This is a genomic window from uncultured Virgibacillus sp., assembly GCF_947495635.1.
Classification (GTDB): domain Bacteria; phylum Bacillota; class Bacilli; order Bacillales; family Amphibacillaceae; genus Virgibacillus; species Virgibacillus salarius.
Window position 1 is genome coordinate 1 of sequence record NZ_CANMAB010000087.1, and the last position, 18,558, is coordinate 18,558.

19 protein-coding genes are annotated in these 18,558 nt (G+C 36.3%); 5 read left to right on the top strand and 14 right to left on the bottom strand.

Features of this window, described 5'->3' with window-relative positions; genetic code table 11:
• Positions 1 to 299: 299 nt before the first annotated feature.
• Positions 300 to 533 (bottom strand): IDEAL domain-containing protein, encoded by a 234-nt coding sequence (locus tag Q1A47_RS15930; RefSeq protein WP_026680561.1) that lies wholly within the window; start codon positions 531 to 533, stop codon positions 300 to 302.
• 242 nt (positions 534 to 775) lie between these two features.
• On the opposite strand from Q1A47_RS15930, the gene Q1A47_RS15935 reads away from it, so the two are divergent.
• Positions 776 to 1,645 carry a cation diffusion facilitator family transporter gene (locus Q1A47_RS15935; RefSeq protein WP_026680560.1) on the top strand — a complete coding sequence of 290 codons (870 nt, stop codon included), beginning with the start codon at positions 776 to 778 and terminating at the stop codon, positions 1,643 to 1,645.
• Between the two features lie 177 nt (positions 1,646 to 1,822).
• On the opposite strand, the gene Q1A47_RS15940 is transcribed toward Q1A47_RS15935, so the two are convergent.
• Both Q1A47_RS15940 and Q1A47_RS15945 read right to left on the bottom strand, forming a co-directional pair.
• Positions 1,823 to 2,113 (bottom strand): AzlD domain-containing protein, encoded by a 291-nt coding sequence (locus Q1A47_RS15940; RefSeq protein WP_026680559.1) that lies wholly within the window; start codon positions 2,111 to 2,113, stop codon positions 1,823 to 1,825.
• A complete protein-coding gene (locus Q1A47_RS15945; RefSeq protein ID WP_026680558.1) occupies positions 2,110 to 2,835 on the bottom strand; it encodes an AzlC family ABC transporter permease in 726 nt (241 codons plus the stop codon). Before Q1A47_RS15945 ends, Q1A47_RS15940 begins: the two co-directional genes overlap by 4 nt.
• A 576-nt stretch (positions 2,836 to 3,411) precedes the next feature.
• On the opposite strand from Q1A47_RS15945, the gene nhaC reads away from it, so the two are divergent.
• Entirely contained in the window at positions 3,412 to 4,788 is a 1,377-nt protein-coding gene (nhaC, locus tag Q1A47_RS15950; RefSeq protein WP_166530910.1) for a Na+/H+ antiporter NhaC, read from the top strand.
• Positions 4,789 to 5,233: 445 nt separating this feature from the next.
• Here the strand turns inward: nhaC and map are convergent, their stop codons facing one another.
• Positions 5,234 to 5,986 carry a type I methionyl aminopeptidase gene (map, locus tag Q1A47_RS15955; RefSeq protein WP_121604844.1) on the bottom strand — a complete coding sequence of 251 codons (753 nt, stop codon included), beginning with the start codon at positions 5,984 to 5,986 and terminating at the stop codon, positions 5,234 to 5,236.
• A 138-nt stretch (positions 5,987 to 6,124) separates the two neighbouring features.
• Between map and Q1A47_RS15960 the strand changes: the two genes are divergently transcribed.
• The gene (locus tag Q1A47_RS15960; protein WP_026680554.1) at positions 6,125 to 6,850 is read left to right on the top strand and encodes an ABC transporter ATP-binding protein; all 726 of its coding nucleotides are present in this window, start codon (positions 6,125 to 6,127) and stop codon (positions 6,848 to 6,850) included.
• Entirely contained in the window at positions 6,843 to 8,480 is a 1,638-nt protein-coding gene (locus tag Q1A47_RS15965; RefSeq protein WP_166530911.1) for a putative ABC transporter permease subunit, read from the top strand. Before Q1A47_RS15960 ends, Q1A47_RS15965 begins: the two co-directional genes overlap by 8 nt.
• A gap of 160 nt (positions 8,481 to 8,640) precedes the next feature.
• Here Q1A47_RS15965 and Q1A47_RS15970 read toward each other — a convergent pair whose 3' ends face one another.
• From Q1A47_RS15970 to Q1A47_RS16005, 8 genes are all read right to left on the bottom strand, one after another.
• The gene (locus Q1A47_RS15970) at positions 8,641 to 8,775 is read right to left on the bottom strand and encodes a YjcZ family sporulation protein (protein ID WP_080668644.1); all 135 of its coding nucleotides are present in this window, start codon (positions 8,773 to 8,775) and stop codon (positions 8,641 to 8,643) included.
• 88 nt (positions 8,776 to 8,863) lie between these two features.
• On the bottom strand, positions 8,864 to 9,622 hold the full coding sequence (locus Q1A47_RS15975; protein ID WP_121604842.1) for a (S)-benzoin forming benzil reductase: 759 nt from the start codon (positions 9,620 to 9,622) through the stop codon (positions 8,864 to 8,866).
• A 74-nt stretch (positions 9,623 to 9,696) separates the two neighbouring features.
• Positions 9,697 to 11,064, bottom strand: a complete 1,368-nt coding sequence (locus tag Q1A47_RS15980) for a dipeptidase (protein ID WP_166530912.1) — start codon at positions 11,062 to 11,064, stop codon at positions 9,697 to 9,699.
• 200 nt (positions 11,065 to 11,264) lie between these two features.
• Complete coding sequence (locus tag Q1A47_RS15985; RefSeq protein ID WP_166530913.1) at positions 11,265 to 12,398, bottom strand: bifunctional cystathionine gamma-lyase/homocysteine desulfhydrase; 1,134 nt, start codon at positions 12,396 to 12,398, stop codon at positions 11,265 to 11,267.
• Positions 12,399 to 12,459: 61 nt separating this feature from the next.
• Positions 12,460 to 13,380 carry a PLP-dependent cysteine synthase family protein gene (locus Q1A47_RS15990; protein ID WP_026679653.1) on the bottom strand — a complete coding sequence of 307 codons (921 nt, stop codon included), beginning with the start codon at positions 13,378 to 13,380 and terminating at the stop codon, positions 12,460 to 12,462.
• 14 nt (positions 13,381 to 13,394) lie between these two features.
• Positions 13,395 to 13,856 carry an S-ribosylhomocysteine lyase gene (locus tag Q1A47_RS15995; protein ID WP_026679652.1) on the bottom strand — a complete coding sequence of 154 codons (462 nt, stop codon included), beginning with the start codon at positions 13,854 to 13,856 and terminating at the stop codon, positions 13,395 to 13,397.
• A 13-nt stretch (positions 13,857 to 13,869) separates the two neighbouring features.
• Positions 13,870 to 14,508 carry a class I SAM-dependent methyltransferase gene (locus Q1A47_RS16000; protein WP_026679651.1) on the bottom strand — a complete coding sequence of 213 codons (639 nt, stop codon included), beginning with the start codon at positions 14,506 to 14,508 and terminating at the stop codon, positions 13,870 to 13,872.
• Between the two features lie 137 nt (positions 14,509 to 14,645).
• On the bottom strand, positions 14,646 to 15,233 hold the full coding sequence (locus Q1A47_RS16005) for a YhcN/YlaJ family sporulation lipoprotein (protein WP_026679650.1): 588 nt from the start codon (positions 15,231 to 15,233) through the stop codon (positions 14,646 to 14,648).
• 161 nt (positions 15,234 to 15,394) lie between these two features.
• On the opposite strand from Q1A47_RS16005, the gene Q1A47_RS16010 reads away from it, so the two are divergent.
• Entirely contained in the window at positions 15,395 to 15,631 is a 237-nt protein-coding gene (locus Q1A47_RS16010; protein WP_026679649.1) for a YhdB family protein, read from the top strand.
• A gap of 125 nt (positions 15,632 to 15,756) precedes the next feature.
• On the opposite strand, the gene Q1A47_RS16015 is transcribed toward Q1A47_RS16010, so the two are convergent.
• Positions 15,757 to 16,965 (bottom strand): anti-sigma factor domain-containing protein, encoded by a 1,209-nt coding sequence (locus tag Q1A47_RS16015; protein ID WP_026679648.1) that lies wholly within the window; start codon positions 16,963 to 16,965, stop codon positions 15,757 to 15,759.
• Complete coding sequence (sigI, locus tag Q1A47_RS16020; protein ID WP_034678168.1) at positions 16,962 to 17,690, bottom strand: RNA polymerase sigma factor SigI; 729 nt, start codon at positions 17,688 to 17,690, stop codon at positions 16,962 to 16,964. Before sigI ends, Q1A47_RS16015 begins: the two co-directional genes overlap by 4 nt.
• Positions 17,691 to 18,558 lie beyond the last annotated feature (868 nt).

Here is an 18,558-nt window from a genome sequence, read left to right on the forward strand (position 1 = left end):
TTCAAAATAACTACTTGACTTAACGCAGTCATTGCACTGATTTTATACTTTCTTAACTTAGAACAAAAGCGCAAGCGCCCGATTAGAAACGTAGCGACTGGTGGATAAAGGAATCACGGTGAGCTTGTGATCCGATGATGATTTAGATTAGGGCGATTCGTGAAGTCGCCTCGTTTTGGGGCTGGAGCTGGACGTAGCTCAACACGCCCATATTTATCCACATGGGTTAATTTTTAATTTCCTTGACTACAAAAAAATGCCTTACCATACGGCAAGGCAACGTATATTTTGTGAGATGGTTATTCCCAAATAAAGTGTCTATAATCTTCACTTAGCTTCAAAAATTGATCTCTGTTTCCCTCATCAATCGAATTATTAATATTGTCTTCCAACAATGCTTTATTATAATTAAAGCATAACTCATCTAAAAGCAGACGGGATGAAAAACGAAGCTCAAATGGTATTTCCCGCTTAGCTTGAATCTTTTCCCCACTATAACGGTAAAACTGATAAACTGTTTTCTGCTTTTTCATGGAACACTTCCCCCTTGTTCCTTTTTACTATTATCCTAAATTTTTTGAATAATTGCAATAGGTAATGTAAAGAAAAATTAAAATATTTATTTCCTATTTTTACCTCATGAAACTTACTTAACTCCATTCAATAACTATTGATAGACGCTTCAATGTTTCTCTAGACTCACCACATACAACTTTGATAGACTATTTAAAGTAAAAACAGCGGTCTTTAAATAGATGTATCGGAGGCTATAAGCATGAGTCATTCGGATAATTTAAAAAAAGCGGAGAAAGGTGCCTGGATTAGCATCTTTGCCTATATTATTTTAGCAATCGCTAAATTAATTATTGCTTATAAGGGTAATTCAGATGCATTACGTGCAGATGGGTTAAATAATTCTACAGATGTGATAGCCTCTATTGCAGTGCTAGTTGGTTTAAAAATCTCTCGTAAGCCACCTGATGAGGATCATCACTACGGTCACTTTCGTGCAGAGACGGTTGCTTCTTTATTTGCTGCCTTCATTATGATGTTTGTAGGTTTGCAAGTCATTTTTGATACGTGTAAAAAAGTATGGATGGGCAATTACTCCCAACCAGATATGATTACTGCATGGACAGCATTAGGCGCTGCTTGCATTATGTTGCTTGTCTATCTGTATAATGTACGGCTCTCAAGAAAAATTGAAAGTAGCTCCCTCTATGCTGCCGCACAGGATAACCGTTCTGATGCACTTGTAAGTATTGGAGCGTTTATTGGTATCATTGGTGCACAGTTTGGGTTATTTTGGTTAGATCCATTAGCCGGATTAATTGTTGGATTAATCATTTGTAAAACAGCATGGGATATTTTTAAGGATTCCACCCATACATTAACAGATGGATTTGATGAGAAGCAGATTAAGAAGATTCGAACAAGCATCGAGAAAGACTCTGAGGTCAAGGAGCTTATTGAGGTAAAGGGACGTATCCATGGAAATCAAGCTTTCATCGATATTACCATTCTTGTAGATCCAACATTGAACGTAGAAGAAAGTCACGCTATCACAGAGCGATTGGAAAACCATCTTTATAAAAAACACAATATTACCCATGCTCATATTCATATAGAGCCTTATAAGAAATAAATAGACATACATTTCGAATAAGTTATCTATGAAATAAAGAGAAATTTCTACCCCTTACTAAGGAATAGGAACAAAGGCTAAAAACCATTATAACAAAGGTTAAGCCTTTGTGTACCTACATTCAAATTAGCTTAACAAACCAAAACTCTCTGCAAGTTATACCAAATCAACCATAGGTTAGGTTAAGACATAGACTGTAGCTATTGCTGCCATAACTACAAGAATGATGTTGACACCTAAAAAAGCCAATACTATAGCAACTAGACCTCCCAGTAATCCAATATGAGGCTGGTCTGGCCGAACGGTCATAATCCCGGGGAAAATGAGTGCACCTAATGCAGCATAAGGGATTGCATTTAACCACCTGTTCACCCAATCTCGAAATTGTAATTTGTCTACAATAAATGCTGGAATCATTCTTGGTAGCATCGTCACTAGTGACATACCGATAATGATAAGTAAAATCATGTCTCTTCCCCCCTCAGCAGTACTATTCCACTCATACCTCCTAAGATCGTTCCTAATACAATTGCCCAGCCTGTGCTCATACCTACTTGGACACATAATGCATGAATAAGCATAGCTATAATTGCAATACCTCCAACTTTTAGCTCCTTTTTAACCGATGGAATAAGTAAACCGATAAACATTGCGTATAGAGCGATTCCCATACTTTGACTTAATTTATCAGGAATGATTTCTCCAAGCATACCTCCTATGAAAGATCCAATAACCCATGATAAATAGGCGGCCAATATGATAACCGTATAAAACCAAGCTCCTTTTTCCATCTTTGCTTCCTTCGTATGTAATGAGGCGACAGCAAACGTTTCATCCGTTAATCCCATAGATAAAGGAAGTTTCCATTTTAAGTCAATGCCTCTTAACCGGTTCATAAAAGATAGACTCATTACAAAATGACGAAAATTCAAAACAAATGTAGCTATAATGATTTCAATAGTTCCTGCCCCAACTGCAATCATATTTGCTCCCATAAATTGACTTGCACCTGCAAATACCATCACACTCATCAATGTTAACTCAGATACCGACATACCCGATTGCTTAGCTAACACACCATAAGTAATCGCAATAGGTAAGTAACCAACCATAATAGGGAAGCCACATGCTAATCCTTTTTGTATCATTTGTATAGATGATGTATTATTTCTACTTGCTGCTTTTGCCATCAATTTTTCTACCCCCTAGTACAATTCCTGTTATTATATCTTATATTTTTAAAATTAAAAAGATTAGATCGTTGTTTTTTTATATTGACAAATCGAACTTTCCCCTTTATATTCAATATTAATCTTTTTAAAAATTCATAGGTGACTCAGAATGCGCAGTAAATGCCTTCTAAGCAGAAGAAAGAGACAGAGTGGTTGGTGAAAACTCTGGCAGGAAAAGCATTGAATTACACATTCATGAAATAGAGTCCATAACAATGAGAGGCTGAAACTTGTTATTTCAGCAATCAGGGTGGTAACGCGGAGTCAAGCTTCGTCCCTAGTACAGGGGACGGAGCTTTTTTTATTGTCTAGGAAACTATAAAATTTGAGCCTGTAGATAGATTTGGGCGTGTTGAGCCACGTCCGGCTCCAGCGCCCAGAAACGAGGCAACTTCACGAATCTCCCTAATCTAAGTCATCATCGACTCGCAAGCACATGTGATTCCTTTAACTCCGTTGAGTGCTTCAGTCGCTATATTTCTATTGGGGCGCTTGCGCTTTTATTTTATTTCAAACAAGAAGGAGGAATAGTTGATGTTTCCAATACAACCAAAGCATCATCCATTATTATCAGAGGCTATTATATTTTTCATTGTCATTATAGGTAATATCAGTTATTTCATTATTCGATTGGGAACAGTACCACATATTCCTATATTACTTGGTATCTTCCTATTAGTCGCATATGGAATAGTAAAAAAGATACCCTTTCTAGAACTACAAAATGGGCTTATAGAGGGAGCAAGAACAGGAATGGGTGCCGTTTTTCTATTCTTCCTAATTGGTATCTTAATTAGCAGTTGGATGATTAGTGGTACAATACCTGTACTTATTAATACTGGATTTTCTTTTATTGGAGGTACGTGGTTTTACGCCATTGTCTTTGCAATTACAGCAATTATCGGTGTATCAATGGGAAGTTCATTAACAACTACAGCTACGATAGGTGTTGCATTTATCGGGATGGGAAGTGCTTTAGATGCATCGATGGCTATCACTGCTGGAGCCATCGTTTCAGGAGCGTTTTTTGGAGATAAAATGTCTCCACTTTCCGATACAACCAATTTAGCTTCCACAGTAGTAGGGGTTGATCTGTTTGATCATATTAAGCATATAAGCCTTACAACGATACCTGCTTTTGTTATTTCCTTTATTATTTTTGCTATTTTGTCACCTGAAGAGACGGTGTCGTTTCAAAATGGTGCTGCATATCAACAAGCATTACAATCAACTGGATTAATGGCATGGACATCTTGGTTACCATTAATTGCTCTCATCATTTGTACCTTATTAAAAGTACCTGCCTTTATTTCGATTGCAATAAGCAGTTTAGTAGCAACGGTATTCGCTCGTTTTATGAACGGCTTATCATGGAATGACATATGGTCTATCTGGTTTAATGGATATACAGCATCTACTAACTTTCAACCAGTAAATGACCTGCTTACAAAAGGCGGTGTCAATAGTATGCTTTTTACGATATCCCTTGTTATTCTAGCTCTTGGATTTGGCGGTCTACTATTTGTTACAGGTATTATTCCGACATTACTTACTGCCTTGCAACAAAAGCTAATAAAAATTCGTTCCATTATCATTTCAACCGCTGCTACTGCAATTGGTGTTAATGTACTAATTGGCGAGCAGTATCTATCGATCATGCTAACTGGTGAGACATTTAAAGGAATATATCATAAAGCTAACTTGCCTAATAAGGTTTTATCACGAACATTAGAAGATGCTGGAACTGTGATTAACCCACTAGTTCCATGGAGTGTTTGTGGCGTATTTATCGCTGACGTTCTAGGAGTTCCTGTATTAATGTATTTACCATTTGCTTTCTTCTGTTTATTAAGTCCAATTATAACGATGATTTTCAGTGGTAAATCATTCGAAAAAAAGAGGGTTTCATAACAGTTACTTGTAAATACCATAACTATTCCTTAGGTTAATAATTTCATATCTATACGAAAGGCTGTACTTAGAACCCTAAGTACAGCCTTCTAATTTATTTGTTTTACTACTTGCGTTTGCTGCTCACTCTTATATGTCAGGAACTTCAAACGTGTCCATCTATGGATCTGATTTTCATATGGTCACCATAGAAAATCACTAACCACTTCATTTATCTATAGGTACAGTATCTTCGCATACATTATTGGTGTATCTATCCTATAAAATAAAACTTCAATCCGAGGAGTGTTTTGTTTATCCTCCACTGATTGTTGGTAACTAGGATGTGCCTTAAAGGCCTTGAATTCAATCGGGCATTTACTGGCAGTTGATCCCCATTTATCCATATTGATTTCACTTTATTGCTTGAAATGAGGGTCTTACTGCGGGATAAAAATATAGCACCTTATTTGTCTTGATCTGTAAGCACTAATGGACCATCCTTCGTAATAACAATCGTATGTTCGTATTGTGCTGATCGACCTTCATCAATCGTTCTTGCTGTCCAATTATTACTGTCCATTTGACTATGCCAGCTACCTTCATTAATCATTGGTTCAATCGTAATTACCATACCCTCTTTTAATCTTAATCCTTTATTTGGTAAGCCAAAGTGGGGAATATGTGGGTCTTCATGAAGGGTTGGACCAATACCATGACCAGTAAAGTCGCGAACAACGGAGAAACCTTCGCCTTCTGCATATTGCTGAATAGCGTGGCCGATATCACCTATTCTGTTACCTGCTTGTGCTTGTTCAATACCTTTATCCATGGATTTTTTTGTAACATCCATCAATCGAAGCCCTTTTTCGTCGACATTTCCAACTGCATATGTCCACGCTGAATCAGCAAGACCACCATTTAAATTTACTACCATATCAATTGTTACTATGTCACCATCTTTTAATTTCTCTTCACGTGGGAATCCGTGGCAAATTTCATCGTTTATCGATGCACATATCGCGTAAGGATAACCATTAAACCCTTTTTGTTCAGGAGTCGCACCATGTTTTTTTAAAAATGACTCCGTGAAGTTATTAATTTCCATTGTTGTAATTCCGGGTTTGATTAATTTAGCAATTTCCTTATGACACTTAACAAGAATGTCTCCAGCTGCTTGCATTTTTTCAATTTCACGTTTACTTTTTCTTGTTATCATGAAATACTTCCTCTCTTCTTACAAAATCTCCATAAATTATATGTTAAAATAACCCTATCGTTCATGAATGAACATATCCAACATAAAGTGTACCATAGTTTATTCTATTCATAAAAGCAATTAGAAATGAGGGTAACAATGATAGAAATAACAAATGTTCAAAAAGGTTTTCCAGGAAATAGTCGAGCAATTGAGGATTTAAGTTTGACTATTCCAGATGGAAAAATTGTTGGTTTCCTTGGACCTAATGGTGCTGGAAAGTCAACTACAATTAAAATGATGACTGGAATTTTACCTATTGACAAAGGAAGTATCACTTTAAACGGGATACCAATTGATAAAAATTCCATCGAAGCGAAGAAAACTTTTGGCTATGTACCAGATCAGCCAGATATGTTTTTACGCTTAAAAGGAATTGAATATTTGAATTTTATCGGTGATATTTATAATGTCCCACAAACTATTCGTCAAGAGAGAATTGATACATTGACAAAACAATTTCAAATTCATACGTCACTTCAAGATTATATCCAAACATATTCACATGGAATGAGACAAAAAATAATCGTAACAGGTGTCTTACTGCATGATCCATCTATTTGGATATTGGATGAACCACTGACAGGACTCGACCCAAAATCGGCATATACATTAAAAGATATGATGCGTCAGCATGCGGATAAAGGTAACACTGTGTTTTTTTCAAGTCATGGTCTGGAAGTAGTGGAACAATTATGTGATATGGTTGCTATTATTAATAAAGGAAAACTCCTTTTCTACGGTGACATGAAGCAACTCCATGAAGAATACCAAACAGATCAGTCGTTAGAAGCTGTGTTCTTGGAGTTAACGAATGATGAATAAGACATGGCTTCTAGTAAAGATAATCTTAAAAATGCAATATTCAAAAGCAGGAGCAAACCATTCACAAATATGGCTGTTGGTTCCAATCATTCTTTTTTCTATCCCATTCTTATATTTATATATTACCATTACGAATGCTACCGTATCAGCATTATATCAGACACTACAATCAGTAGGTCAGGAATCGGTCATTTTAGGTCTCTTATTCATAGGTCTTCATACGATCCTATTTATCATGAGCTTAGTAACTATTCTAAATGCATTTTTCTTTGCAGAAGACATTAAGTCCTTTATTCCTTTTCCATTTCAGCCATACCAATTGATATTAGGAAAGTCTGCTAATCCGTTTATATATTTATACATTACTTCTGGCTTTCTGTTCATTCCTTGGTTTTATGCGTATGGAAATGTTAGTGAAGCACCTATACATTACTACCTTCAAGGGGTACCTATTTTCTTACTCGTGCCAATGGTTCCATTTACGCTTGCAGCCATCATCTTAATGGTAGCAATGCGATTTATAAACATTTCTAAAAACAAGGATCGCTCTAAAGTTATTACAGGGATACTTACATTGGCGTTTATAATCTTTATCAATGTGATTGTCCGTTTAAATACAGATTCTCAGGCAATGCTTCAACGTTTAACTTATTTGTTAAAGGAAAAAGACGGGCTACTTATTAAGATAACGAATTACTGTCCACCTGCTTTTTTACAAACAAAAGCTTTAACAGATGCTAGTACATGGGAGGGATTTATCTACTTTCTCATGACAGTTGTTCTTGCAGTTGGTTGCTTTATGCTCTTTTTATGGATCGGTCAACGTTTTTATATAAAAGGGATGCTAGGATCTGGTGGAGTAGGAAGAAAGCTAACACTTCCCAAGAAAAAATCAGCAAAAAATGGAAAGAAGCAAGCTGTATGGCTATCCTATATTAAAACAGAATTACGAATCATATTTCGTACACCTACCTTTTTAATGCAATGCGTTATTCAGAGCTTATTTGGTCCAGTCTTTCTTCTCATTATATTTATTATGGACTCAGGAACACAAGGTCTTGCTAGTCTCATGAACAATTTTTCAGAAAAACAGTCCATTCTAGTATTATTTCTGGCATCTGTTGTTCTAATTGGTTCTAATGCGACTGCGATCTCATCAGTATCAAGGGATGGAAAAAATTGGTTTGTTCAATTTTACTTTCCCCTTTCTATGAAACAGATATTACTTTATAAAATTTCAACTGCTTGGATCATCAACTTAATTACCATTACACTACTTTTAATTGTAGGTATAGGATTATTACAGTTACCCTTAACTTACAGTCTCATCTGGTTATTATTAATGCTGGTCGCTAACTGGTTTACAAGCATGTTAGGAACTTATTTGGATTTTATACAACCAAAATTAAATTGGACAGATGAACAAGAGGTTTTCAAATCTCGGTTAATCGGTTTAACAGCTATATGTATTACATTTGGTATTTTTGGCGCACTTGTGTTAATTTTATGGAACACATCAATTCTAAGCTTCATTCTTACAGTGTTTAGCTTATTATTAGGGCTAATCATTGCAATAATTACAATTGGAATACTTTTCCGTTTAAAGTTACGTCAAACCAATTCATTGTAGTAAAGTAAACAATCTACAAAGTGGATTTTGTTTATCCCCCACTGATGGTTAGTACCACAAGGGTATGACCTAAAAGGCCCTGGAGCCAATTGGACATTTACTGCCAGTTATATGCGGGATAACATAAGTATCCGCCCGTTAAACGGGCGGATACTTATGTTTAGCAGCAGCCGTAACCACCGTAGCCGCCATAGCCACCACCATCTGTATAAGCAGTTCCAATTATAATCAATAATATGAACAATACGACTAATAGCGCAAATCCTCCGCCATATGCAGATCCGCCTTCACTCATTTCATTCGCCTCCTCTTTCACAAGATAATCCATTTTATGCGAAAAAGTGAAATATGGAAGGGGATTTAGGCGATATGGGCGTCTAACTTTAAAGAAAATCACCGATGTTATAAATCTTTCCATTTTCTATCTGATTTTTTTCCAAGATTAATTCCACCAGAATCGCTGCTACGTTCTTGGTACTTCTTAACTGGTTATTTTGTTTGAAGGCTACAAATCTTTCAATATCTGCAAATTCATCCTTCGAGCTCGAACGTATCGATTCTTGCATTTCTGTATCCATTATACCTGGACTAAAAGCAACTATTTTATTTTTACTACCTAGTTGTTCTTGCTCTAGAGCAACAGTTCGTGTATACATGTTTATGCTTGCCTTGGAACTACAATAAGCACTCCATCCATATGTTGGCCTTTCTGCAGCTCCTGATGTCACTGTCAGCCCAATCATGGGAATTCCATTATTGTTTGCATAATCTATAAGAGAATTGGTTAAAGCCATTGGTGCAATCGCATTTACATGGAAGTGGTAGGATAAGTTATTCGCAGCTATCTGGTTCGCTTGATTAACAGGCTGAACAACTGCTGCATTATTTACCAAATAAAGCTCCGTAATACTCCGATGAAGTAAATACTCCTTTAGCTGCGTATTCATCTGCTCCAGTTCATTTATGTTTCCAAGATCACCGTGTAGTTGCGTATAAGTGCTATGATTTTTTTGTGCTACGTTTACTAGAGCTTGAGATGGACTACGAGAAATACCAATAACATGAACCCCATGCTCTAAAAGTAGTCTTGCAATATCCTCACCTAATCCCCGTGATGTTCCCGTCACAATAGCATATTTCATGAATACTCCTCCCTTCCACCATTTCTAGCACATGAAGTGTAAGTAATTCATACGAAACTCCGCTTATACTATTTTTAATATCCCACTTCATTCCAGTAATACATAAGGGTTTCCATTCCTTTATCGAAGCTATCTATTGGAAAACTTTCATTCGGTGAATGAAGTCGATCATCTGGAGTTCCAAATCCTAACAATACAATTGGAAAATTATAGATATCCTCCAGCCATTCTACAACTGGAATTGAGCCTCCCATTCTTACATATATAGTCTCCTTACCGAATGCTTTTGTATAGGCAGTTGCTGCTTTTTTAATTAGCGGATGGTTCGGTTCAACTTTGTACGCCTTTGCAGAGAGCTTTTCTTTTGTTACTTCTACCGTCACTCCTGTTGGGGCCACTTTATTGATATGATCTTCAAGTAGATTCTGTATTCTAACAGGATCTTGTCCAGGTACTAAACGGCAGGTTATTTTCGCAACCGCTGTAGAAGGAATAATCGTTTTCGTACCCTCTCCTTGATATCCACCATAAATTCCATTTATTTCTAATGTTGGTCTTCCCATTGTATGTTCTTTTGCTGTATAACCTTTTTCAGAAATAGTCTGATCAACACCTGTTGCATTCGTATAATCTTCACCAGGAACCTTCTCAATAAGCTCTCTCTCTTCTGACGTTAATGGCTCCACATCATCATAAAAACCTTTCACGGTAACGACTTCTTCTTTATCCTTCATAGAAGAGAGGATATGACTCAAAGCCATAATTGGGTTACGTATGGCTCCGCCATACATTCCCGAGTGTAAATCATGATCAGGACCGGTAACTGTTATTTCAATCCCAGTAAACCCTTTTAATCCATATAGAATAGTTGGTTGGTTTTTAGCTACCATACCTGAATCAGATATTACGGCAAAATCTGCATTAAACTGTTCCTTCTTCTTATGAAGAACTTCATACAAACTCTCACTTCCAATTTCCTCTTCTCCTTCAATACAAACCTTTACATTTAAAGGTAGTTTACCTTCTGTTTTCATATATGCTTCAAATACTGCTAAATGCATAAACACTTGTCCTTTATCGTCGCTTGAACCACGTGCATATAATCTTTCATTCCGTACTTCAGGTTTAAAAGGATCACTATCCCACAATTCAAGGGGATCTGCAGGCTGTACATCATAGTGACCATAAAAAAGAACAGTTGGGGCATTTGGACCAGCTCCATTATATTCAGCGTAAACAAGTGGATGTCCAGCCGTTGCTTGTTTCTCAGCATTTTCAAAACCAATATCTTTTAGATATGTAACAATAAAGTCCGCTGCTTTTTCGATGTCATCTTTATGCGCACTATCTGTACTCACACTTGGAATAGCAAGAAAATCGGTTAGTTTAGCAAGTAGCCTTTCACGGTTATCTTTTAAATAATTCAAAGCCTGTTCACTCATATTTGTTCCTCCATTTGGTAATTTTCTTTATATTTATTTTAGCACATGGAGAGAAGCAACATCCATGAAACGCGAAAGTTTTTCAATAACGAGAAGAATAAAAAGCTCAACACGTCCATATTTATCCACATCGGCTAATTTTATAATTTACTAGACTACAAAAAAGGACGCTGTCCAAGAATGAACGGCATCCCTATGTTCTATTGTAATGCTTCCTCTATATCTTCCAATAAGTCATTAGCGTCTTCAATTCCTACAGAAAGACGAATTAAACCATCTGATATTCCCAACTCAAGTCTTCGCTCTCTAGGAATCGAGGCATGTGTCATTTGGGCTGGAACAGAAACTAAGCTTTCCACCGCACCAAGGCTTTCAGCTAATGTAAAGAACTTAATTCGTTCAATCACTTGCTCAGCCTTTTCCCTACTTCCTACATCAAAGGATATCATACCACCAAAACCACTCGCTTGTTTTTTAGCAATTGCATGACCTGGGTGATTCGGCAAACCCGGATAGTAGATAGCTACTACTTGAGAGTGGCCTTGCAAATAAGCAGCAAGTTTATTTGTATTTGCTTCAATCGCTTCCATACGTAGCGCCATTGTTTTGATACCTCGTAACAGTAACCAGGAATCCTGAGGTCCTAAAACAGCACCAACTGAATTTTGGATGTAATGCGTTCGCTTTGCTAATTCATCGGAATTTACAACGACCAATCCTGCGACAACATCACTATGTCCCCCTATATATTTCGTAGCACTATGAATTACAATATCTGCACCAAGATCTAAAGGTAATTGCCAATAAGGTGTAGCAAAGGTATTATCAACAATTAATAAAAGATTGTATTTAGAAGCTATTTCAGCCATTTTCTTAAGGTCGGACACTTTTAATAATGGATTCGTCGGTGTTTCAATATACAATGCCTTTGTATTATCCTGAATAGCAGCCTCTACTAGCTCTGGATCGCTCGTATCAATAAATGTATGCTCTAAATGGAATCGATTCAACACATTTGTCATCACTCGATATGAACCACCATACACATCATCCGTCATTAATATGTGGTCTTCCGCTTGAAACAGCATCATTACTGAGGTTATTGCAGCCATTCCTGAGCCAAAAGCAAATCCAGACACACCATTCTCTAAGTCAGCAATTACGGTCTCTAACGCATGTCTAGTGGGATTTCCTGTGCGAGAATATTCGTAACCTCGATGCTTCCCAATCTCATCCTGCTGATAGGTACTCACCTGATAAATTGGAACGGACACCGCTCCAGTTCGTTCATCACCAGTGATCCCCCCATGAATCATTTTTGTCTTTTTTCGCATCGCTATTCTCCTTTACTCTATTCAATCATTCCCCAAGCTTCTGTATGAGGTAAATACATCATTATGATGAAGTATAAATTCCTTTACTTAAATAACGGTCACTTCCATCTGGAAATACGGTTACGATGGTAGAACCTGGTGTCGCCCGTTGTGCCTCCTGAATTGCTGCAAACATTACAGATCCAGATGAACTCCCCACGAGTAATCCCTCCTTTTTAGCTAATTTTGCTACATATTCAAAGGCATGATCATCTGATATGGTATATATTTCGTCAATTAACGTTTTATCCATATAATTTGGAAAGAATTCCATACCAATTCCCTCCGTTCGATGAGATCCAGGCTTCCCCCCAGCAATTATCGATCCTTCTGGTTCAACAATTACTGCTCTTACATTTGGATTCTTCTCTTTAAAATATTTTGAAGAGCCAATAAACGTTCCCGCTGAACCTGCTCCAGCGATAAATGTATCCATATTACCATCTAAATCATTCCAGATTTCCGGTGCTAAAGTTTGATAATAAGTGATCGGGTTAGCAGGATTAGAAAATTGCTGTGGTGAAAAACTATTCGGTATTTCCTTCAACAACGCTCGTGATTTAGCAATAGCACCTTTCATGCCTAGCTCCCTAGGAGTAGTAATAACTGTTGCACCGAGGGCTTGCATAATCGTCTGCTTTTCTTGGCTAAAGTGTTCTGGAACACATAATATTACTGAAAAACCATGTGATATAGCAGCAATCGCTAATCCAATTCCTGTATTACCCGCAGTAGGTTCAATAATGGTATCACCTGGATTCAGAAGCCTTTTGTTCATGGCCTCTTTAATTAATATCTGTCCTAATCGATCCTTTACACTTCCACCTGGATTAAAAAATTCTAACTTTGCAAATAAACGGACCCCACTTGGTAGTGAGAACTGCGTAATTTCAAGTAACGGCGTATTGCCAATTAAGCCTTGAATTGAACGATAAACTGCCATCATCTCTCCTGCCTTTAAAAAACTTGATGCCACTCATCTCGATGTTCTAACATCTCCTTAGCAATTTCTTTTGCGCCCTCTAAGCTGTGATTCGCCGCCCACCCACATTGTACTTCATTACATGCCGGTACTTCATCAGCTTTTAAGACATCTTGCAATGTTTTCTCAATGGTGTCTAACACCTCATCGTAATTATCGTGGTTCATAATTGCTAAATAAAATCCAGTTTGACAGCCCATCGGACCGATATCAAGAACATTATCCATATGGTTTCGTATATTTTCTGCCATTAAGTGTTCAATGGAGTGTAAACCATCCATTTCCATATGTGCTTTGTTAGGTTGTTTAAATCGAATATCGTATTTATACACTTTATCCCCATTTGCGCCTTCTGTCACTCCTACTAATCGCACATAGGGTGCTTTTACTTTTGTATGATCTAAATTAAAGCTTTCTACATTCATTTTTTTAGTCATGATACCCGCTCCTTTAATTCTTTTTTGCTAAGAGTAACCAAACGAAATCATTCATTTGATGAAAGGCTATATTAAAATTATACAGGGTGAATATATTTTTTAAAACTGTTATCGTCGGGTAATACTCACGTTGTAAGTCATCTGCTAAGTCCAGATACCCTTGTCGTTTTGCTTGCTCAATCATCTGTTCCTTCGCTTGATCAGATTGAAATATCGTGTCCCCAAATACAATCCTCCCATCCTTCGGTAGCATTTGTGAAAAGTTAGAAATTGCTACTTCCTTTTCCTTGTCTGTTAGATGATGAAAGGCGTAAGTACTGACAATCGTATTTATACTTTCAGAAATAACTGGAAAACTTAGAAAATCCCCATCAAGAATTTCTACATCTCCAAGTTTTTCTTTTGCAATTTCTCGCATTGCCAAGGATGGTTCCACCCCAATAAATGAATGTCCTGCCTCTATTAGCTTTTTGGATAAATTACCAGTTCCAACTCCAAATTCAAGAACATTCCCTTCTGAATGTTCAACAACTTCATCTAAAATTTTATCGTAATTGGAAAAAACTGCAGCATATTGCTGATCTACACCAGCTACGCTTAAATCATAGGTGTTTGCCCAATCATCAAATATCGATAAGAACTCTCTTCCCATTTATATTCAACTCCAACCGAGGAATAATTCATAGTAAAACACTATGTATAGTATGAATATATGTAATAGTATACATGATGTGACATATTTTTAAAAGAAAAACGAGTGACTCCTTAAAGAATCACTCGTTTAATGAATTATTGATTTTCTGGAAATAACCTTTCAATCATGTTTCCAAATTGGTCAAAGAACCCTTCTATTGGTTCACCATTATCAACATCATCTGCATAATTTTGTGTTAGGTTAAGAAAATCAGGATTCGTAGAGACATATACATTGTCAATATCTCCGTCAACCGATTGTACAATTTTCTTGATTTTGGACTTTACTTCATCCGTAACTTCATTGCCATTATCTTCATTATTATTTGTGTTGGTATTTTCCATATTTGGGTTATCATTAGCATCTAGTCCTGCAGCTACATAAGCATTATTATCCGTCGTTACGACATATGCGCGATCAATTTCGGCAATTTCATCTGTTATTTTATCAGCAGCCTCTTTTGAGATATCATAACGGTCATTGTTATTCGTTTCTTGATCACGTTCTGAGGTTCTTCTCATCTCATAATCACGTTCACCAGCCATGCCATCACCAGCATTATTATATCTAGTCTGCTCTACATTATCCTCAGCTGCATCTTGATTATTATTATCATCCGTATTTGCACAACCCATCAACACAATACTAAGTACTGCAAAAAGAGTGAAAAACTTTGATTTCATTTAAATACCCTCCTTTGTTTTGTTCTTAGTATGAATCGACGAAGATTTATTATACTTTTTTTTACTACCTTTATCTGGCAGACACACCATTTTTGTTTCAGACAATATATATATTATGCGGGGACACTATGACTAACCCTTACAATTTAAGGAGGGGTAAAATGGACATTCCTGATTACGATAAAGCGTTGTACTACACACTTTGGGGACAATGGGATGATTTACTCGTACTCATGGTACGTACAAAGGATGATTTACTTTCAAAAAAAATTCAGCGATTTCTACATGCTTACCATTATTCAATAGACGAACGTAAAATTATGAATTCCCATGATAACCTGCTTTATTATTTAGACCATGCCATGAAGCATGAGCCATCCATTGCCATGGAACTATAATTTTGTTTCAAAGTGATTACTATATTAAGCGCGCATAAAAAGAGCTGTCAAATATTTCATGTATCTCATACGTGCATGATATGTGACAGCTCTCTTTTTTTATTTTTCGAACCAAATGCTCCTATTTAATCGTCACCATAACGCTCTTCTCTATCTTGATGTTTTTCATTTTTATGATAATGCTGACCGCTTCTACCCCTTTCTTCATAATCCTCTTCTTTGTAGTCGTTTTCATCTTCATCCTTATCCCGGTGATGATGCCATTCATCATCATCCCAATTACGGTGATTATTCTGATGCTTATCCCTAGGATCATTGTTATTTTTTCGTTGTTTGGACTTGTTTTTTTGTTTATTCTGGTTATGTTTTTTTGGATCCTTCTTATCTTTTTTTTCGTACTTCATTCTTTTTTTGTCTTTGTTATGATTAGCATTATTTTTCTCAACAGATGTTTTCTTTTTTTCGTGTTGTTCAGGGACAGCTCTCTGTTTACTAATATCAGGTGTTATTGGTGCCTGTTCCTTAGAAGTGTTGTTACTTTTAGATGAATTCGTTTCCCCTGAATCTTCAGTAGTGGACTCTGAATGATCGTTTTCCTTTGAATTATAAAATGAATTAATTATAGCTTTATCTTGATCATTCATCATTTTTTCTGAATTAGACGTATCGACCACTTCATCTTTATCTTGGATAGCTTGAGCCATTATTTCATTCATGGATTTATTGGTTTTCTCCGCTTCTTCTCTAATTTTTTCTGGTACGAAAAAGGTTGCAATTTTCCAATCGGAATCACCTTCAGGGAAATAGCCGTCTAAACTGTCCAAAATAGATGTATCTGGATCCTTTAGGCTTACACCTACCAACATATTCTTTTGATTATTTATTAAACCTGTTTCCTCACTTTTATCCATAATCATATGTATAACTTCATCGAGGTTTTTATTTTCATAATTAGTTAATTTATCTAATATTAGTTCAGCATCATCATTAACTGGTCTTATTGATTGAACCAGCATATTTTCAGTTACCTCTAGCTCTATACTAGGGTTAATATCAATACTTACATAAGCATATGTTTTACTCTTCTCCATAACAAAATAAAAAGGTAGCACAAATAAAAGCATGACACTTACTAGAGCAAGCAAACGAAGCGAAGCATTCATTTTATTCCCACCAAAAGAGAACAGTAATCCCTTTTTCGCCTTCATTGGTTTAAATGACACTTCGGTACCTAATTCAGCATTTTTTACCGGTACTGCTTTATAGAAAGCCCCTTCTTCTGTTAATACAATCATATACTTGCGATGCTGTTCCATGATGATCCCTTTTTTCACTGACCCACCCCCTTCAAATAATCTTTAAGGTATAGATAGTCCTCCGTAAGTACAATAAATATAGCTAGAATGTATTTTCTATTACGTTCTAACGTCTTTTTACTGACATCTACTTTTTTAACTAAATCCTTAATTGGCAGCTTCCGTTTGGCTAATACATACTCCTTCATTTGTTGATCCTCATACAAGATTCTTGCGGTACGAATCGCTGACTCACGCGCATCTCTATGCTTAGGAGATACTTCTGTTAATTCAGCTAAGCTCATCTTGTACAGTTTTAATTTTTCTTTAAAATCCATTATTTCTTGTTTCCGATACCACGCATCCTGTTCTAATTGATACATTTCTTTAACAGCCAATATTTCTGTTGGATTCTCCATTTGTTCAGCATCATAGGTTTCATCTAAAGATACTGCAACTGGACGTTTTTGTGTATAACGAATATAGTCTATTACCTTTCGCTTGATAACTAATTTTGCAAAAGATAAAAACGAGCTCCCCCTTTCCGGAACATACGATTGTATCGCTTCATTGAAAGCGGAAAGACCAATACTAAATTCATCATCTTTTTTTGGATCAATATACCGTTTACATACCTCAGACACACACTTCGCAATGAAGGGTTGATATGTTTTTAAAAGATAATTTTGTACGTTTTGATCTCCTTGCTGGGCACATATAATCATTTCTTCTAGGGGAGTATCCTTTAATGACTTGCTCATCATCAAACTGAAGCCCCCCCAGCCATTATAGTTTTCGTTCTTTTCAAATCGTTTTTGGGCGTAGGCCTTTTATATTTACGTTTCATTCCATATTCATCATTTATATATATATTATTCACGATGTATTCACCATCTTTATTCAGAGTATCAAAAAAGTCTTTCACTATTTTTCAGATTGTTTCATAGCAGTAGTTGACTGCTTTTTCCATACGTTACGCTATTGTTTATATTTACAAAAGCGGGGCGAGTCCCAAAACCATCAGTTATGTATTAAATATACGTGTATGATTCTCATAGCACGAGTTATTATATCTTAACGTAAGGTTTTACAAGTGGCTAGGACAAAACCGTTACATTTTGTTTAAAATAAAATTACTAGCCTATCTCTATTATGTAACATTTTGTTCACATTGTCTTTAATCAATTTTTACCTATGACTTTCTGCTCATATTCAATTTGATTTTTCTTAGAACAAAAGCGGAAGCGCACGAATAGAAACGTAATCACTGGAGCAAGTCAACGCAGATAAAGCAATCACGGTGTGCTTACGAATCGATGATGACTTAGATTAGGATAATTCGTGAAGTCACCTAGCTTCTGGGAGCTGAAGCTGGACGCAGCTCAACACGCCCAAGTTTGTCCACATGGGAAAATTTTATATTCCTAAACCACAAAAAAACCTCTGGAACTCACCGAGGCCACTGAAAATCTTATGATTTTTCAGTGAAACTTGAAGTTTGTTATAAAAAAGACGACTCAAATTCTTTTTTTAAAATTTAGAGTCGTCTTTTTATTAATTTATCTATTATATTTTGCTTATTTTTAACCCATTAGCTTCAATATCCGTTTTAGATTTACGGTAAATATAGCC

Coding starts and splice junctions, on each gene's coding strand:
- Q1A47_RS15930 (WP_026680561.1), bottom strand. CDS start 533: ATGAAAAAGCAGAAAACAGTTTATCAGTTTTACCGTTATAGTGGGGAA.
- Q1A47_RS15935 (WP_026680560.1), top strand. CDS start 776: ATGAGTCATTCGGATAATTTAAAAAAAGCGGAGAAAGGTGCCTGGATT.
- Q1A47_RS15940 (WP_026680559.1), bottom strand. CDS start 2,113: ATGATTTTACTTATCATTATCGGTATGTCACTAGTGACGATGCTACCA.
- Q1A47_RS15945 (WP_026680558.1), bottom strand. CDS start 2,835: ATGGCAAAAGCAGCAAGTAGAAATAATACATCATCTATACAAATGATA.
- nhaC (WP_166530910.1), top strand. CDS start 3,412: ATGTTTCCAATACAACCAAAGCATCATCCATTATTATCAGAGGCTATT.
- map (WP_121604844.1), bottom strand. CDS start 5,986: ATGATAACAAGAAAAAGTAAACGTGAAATTGAAAAAATGCAAGCAGCT.
- Q1A47_RS15960 (WP_026680554.1), top strand. CDS start 6,125: ATGATAGAAATAACAAATGTTCAAAAAGGTTTTCCAGGAAATAGTCGA.
- Q1A47_RS15965 (WP_166530911.1), top strand. CDS start 6,843: ATGAATAAGACATGGCTTCTAGTAAAGATAATCTTAAAAATGCAATAT.
- Q1A47_RS15970 (WP_080668644.1), bottom strand. CDS start 8,775: ATGAGTGAAGGCGGATCTGCATATGGCGGAGGATTTGCGCTATTAGTC.
- Q1A47_RS15975 (WP_121604842.1), bottom strand. CDS start 9,622: ATGAAATATGCTATTGTGACGGGAACATCACGGGGATTAGGTGAGGAT.
- Q1A47_RS15980 (WP_166530912.1), bottom strand. CDS start 11,064: ATGAGTGAACAGGCTTTGAATTATTTAAAAGATAACCGTGAAAGGCTA.
- Q1A47_RS15985 (WP_166530913.1), bottom strand. CDS start 12,398: ATGCGAAAAAAGACAAAAATGATTCATGGGGGGATCACTGGTGATGAA.
- Q1A47_RS15990 (WP_026679653.1), bottom strand. CDS start 13,380: ATGGCAGTTTATCGTTCAATTCAAGGCTTAATTGGCAATACGCCGTTA.
- Q1A47_RS15995 (WP_026679652.1), bottom strand. CDS start 13,856: ATGACTAAAAAAATGAATGTAGAAAGCTTTAATTTAGATCATACAAAA.
- Q1A47_RS16000 (WP_026679651.1), bottom strand. CDS start 14,508: ATGGGAAGAGAGTTCTTATCGATATTTGATGATTGGGCAAACACCTAT.
- Q1A47_RS16005 (WP_026679650.1), bottom strand. CDS start 15,233: ATGAAATCAAAGTTTTTCACTCTTTTTGCAGTACTTAGTATTGTGTTG.
- Q1A47_RS16010 (WP_026679649.1), top strand. CDS start 15,395: ATGGACATTCCTGATTACGATAAAGCGTTGTACTACACACTTTGGGGA.
- sigI (WP_034678168.1), bottom strand. CDS start 17,690: ATGATGAGCAAGTCATTAAAGGATACTCCCCTAGAAGAAATGATTATA.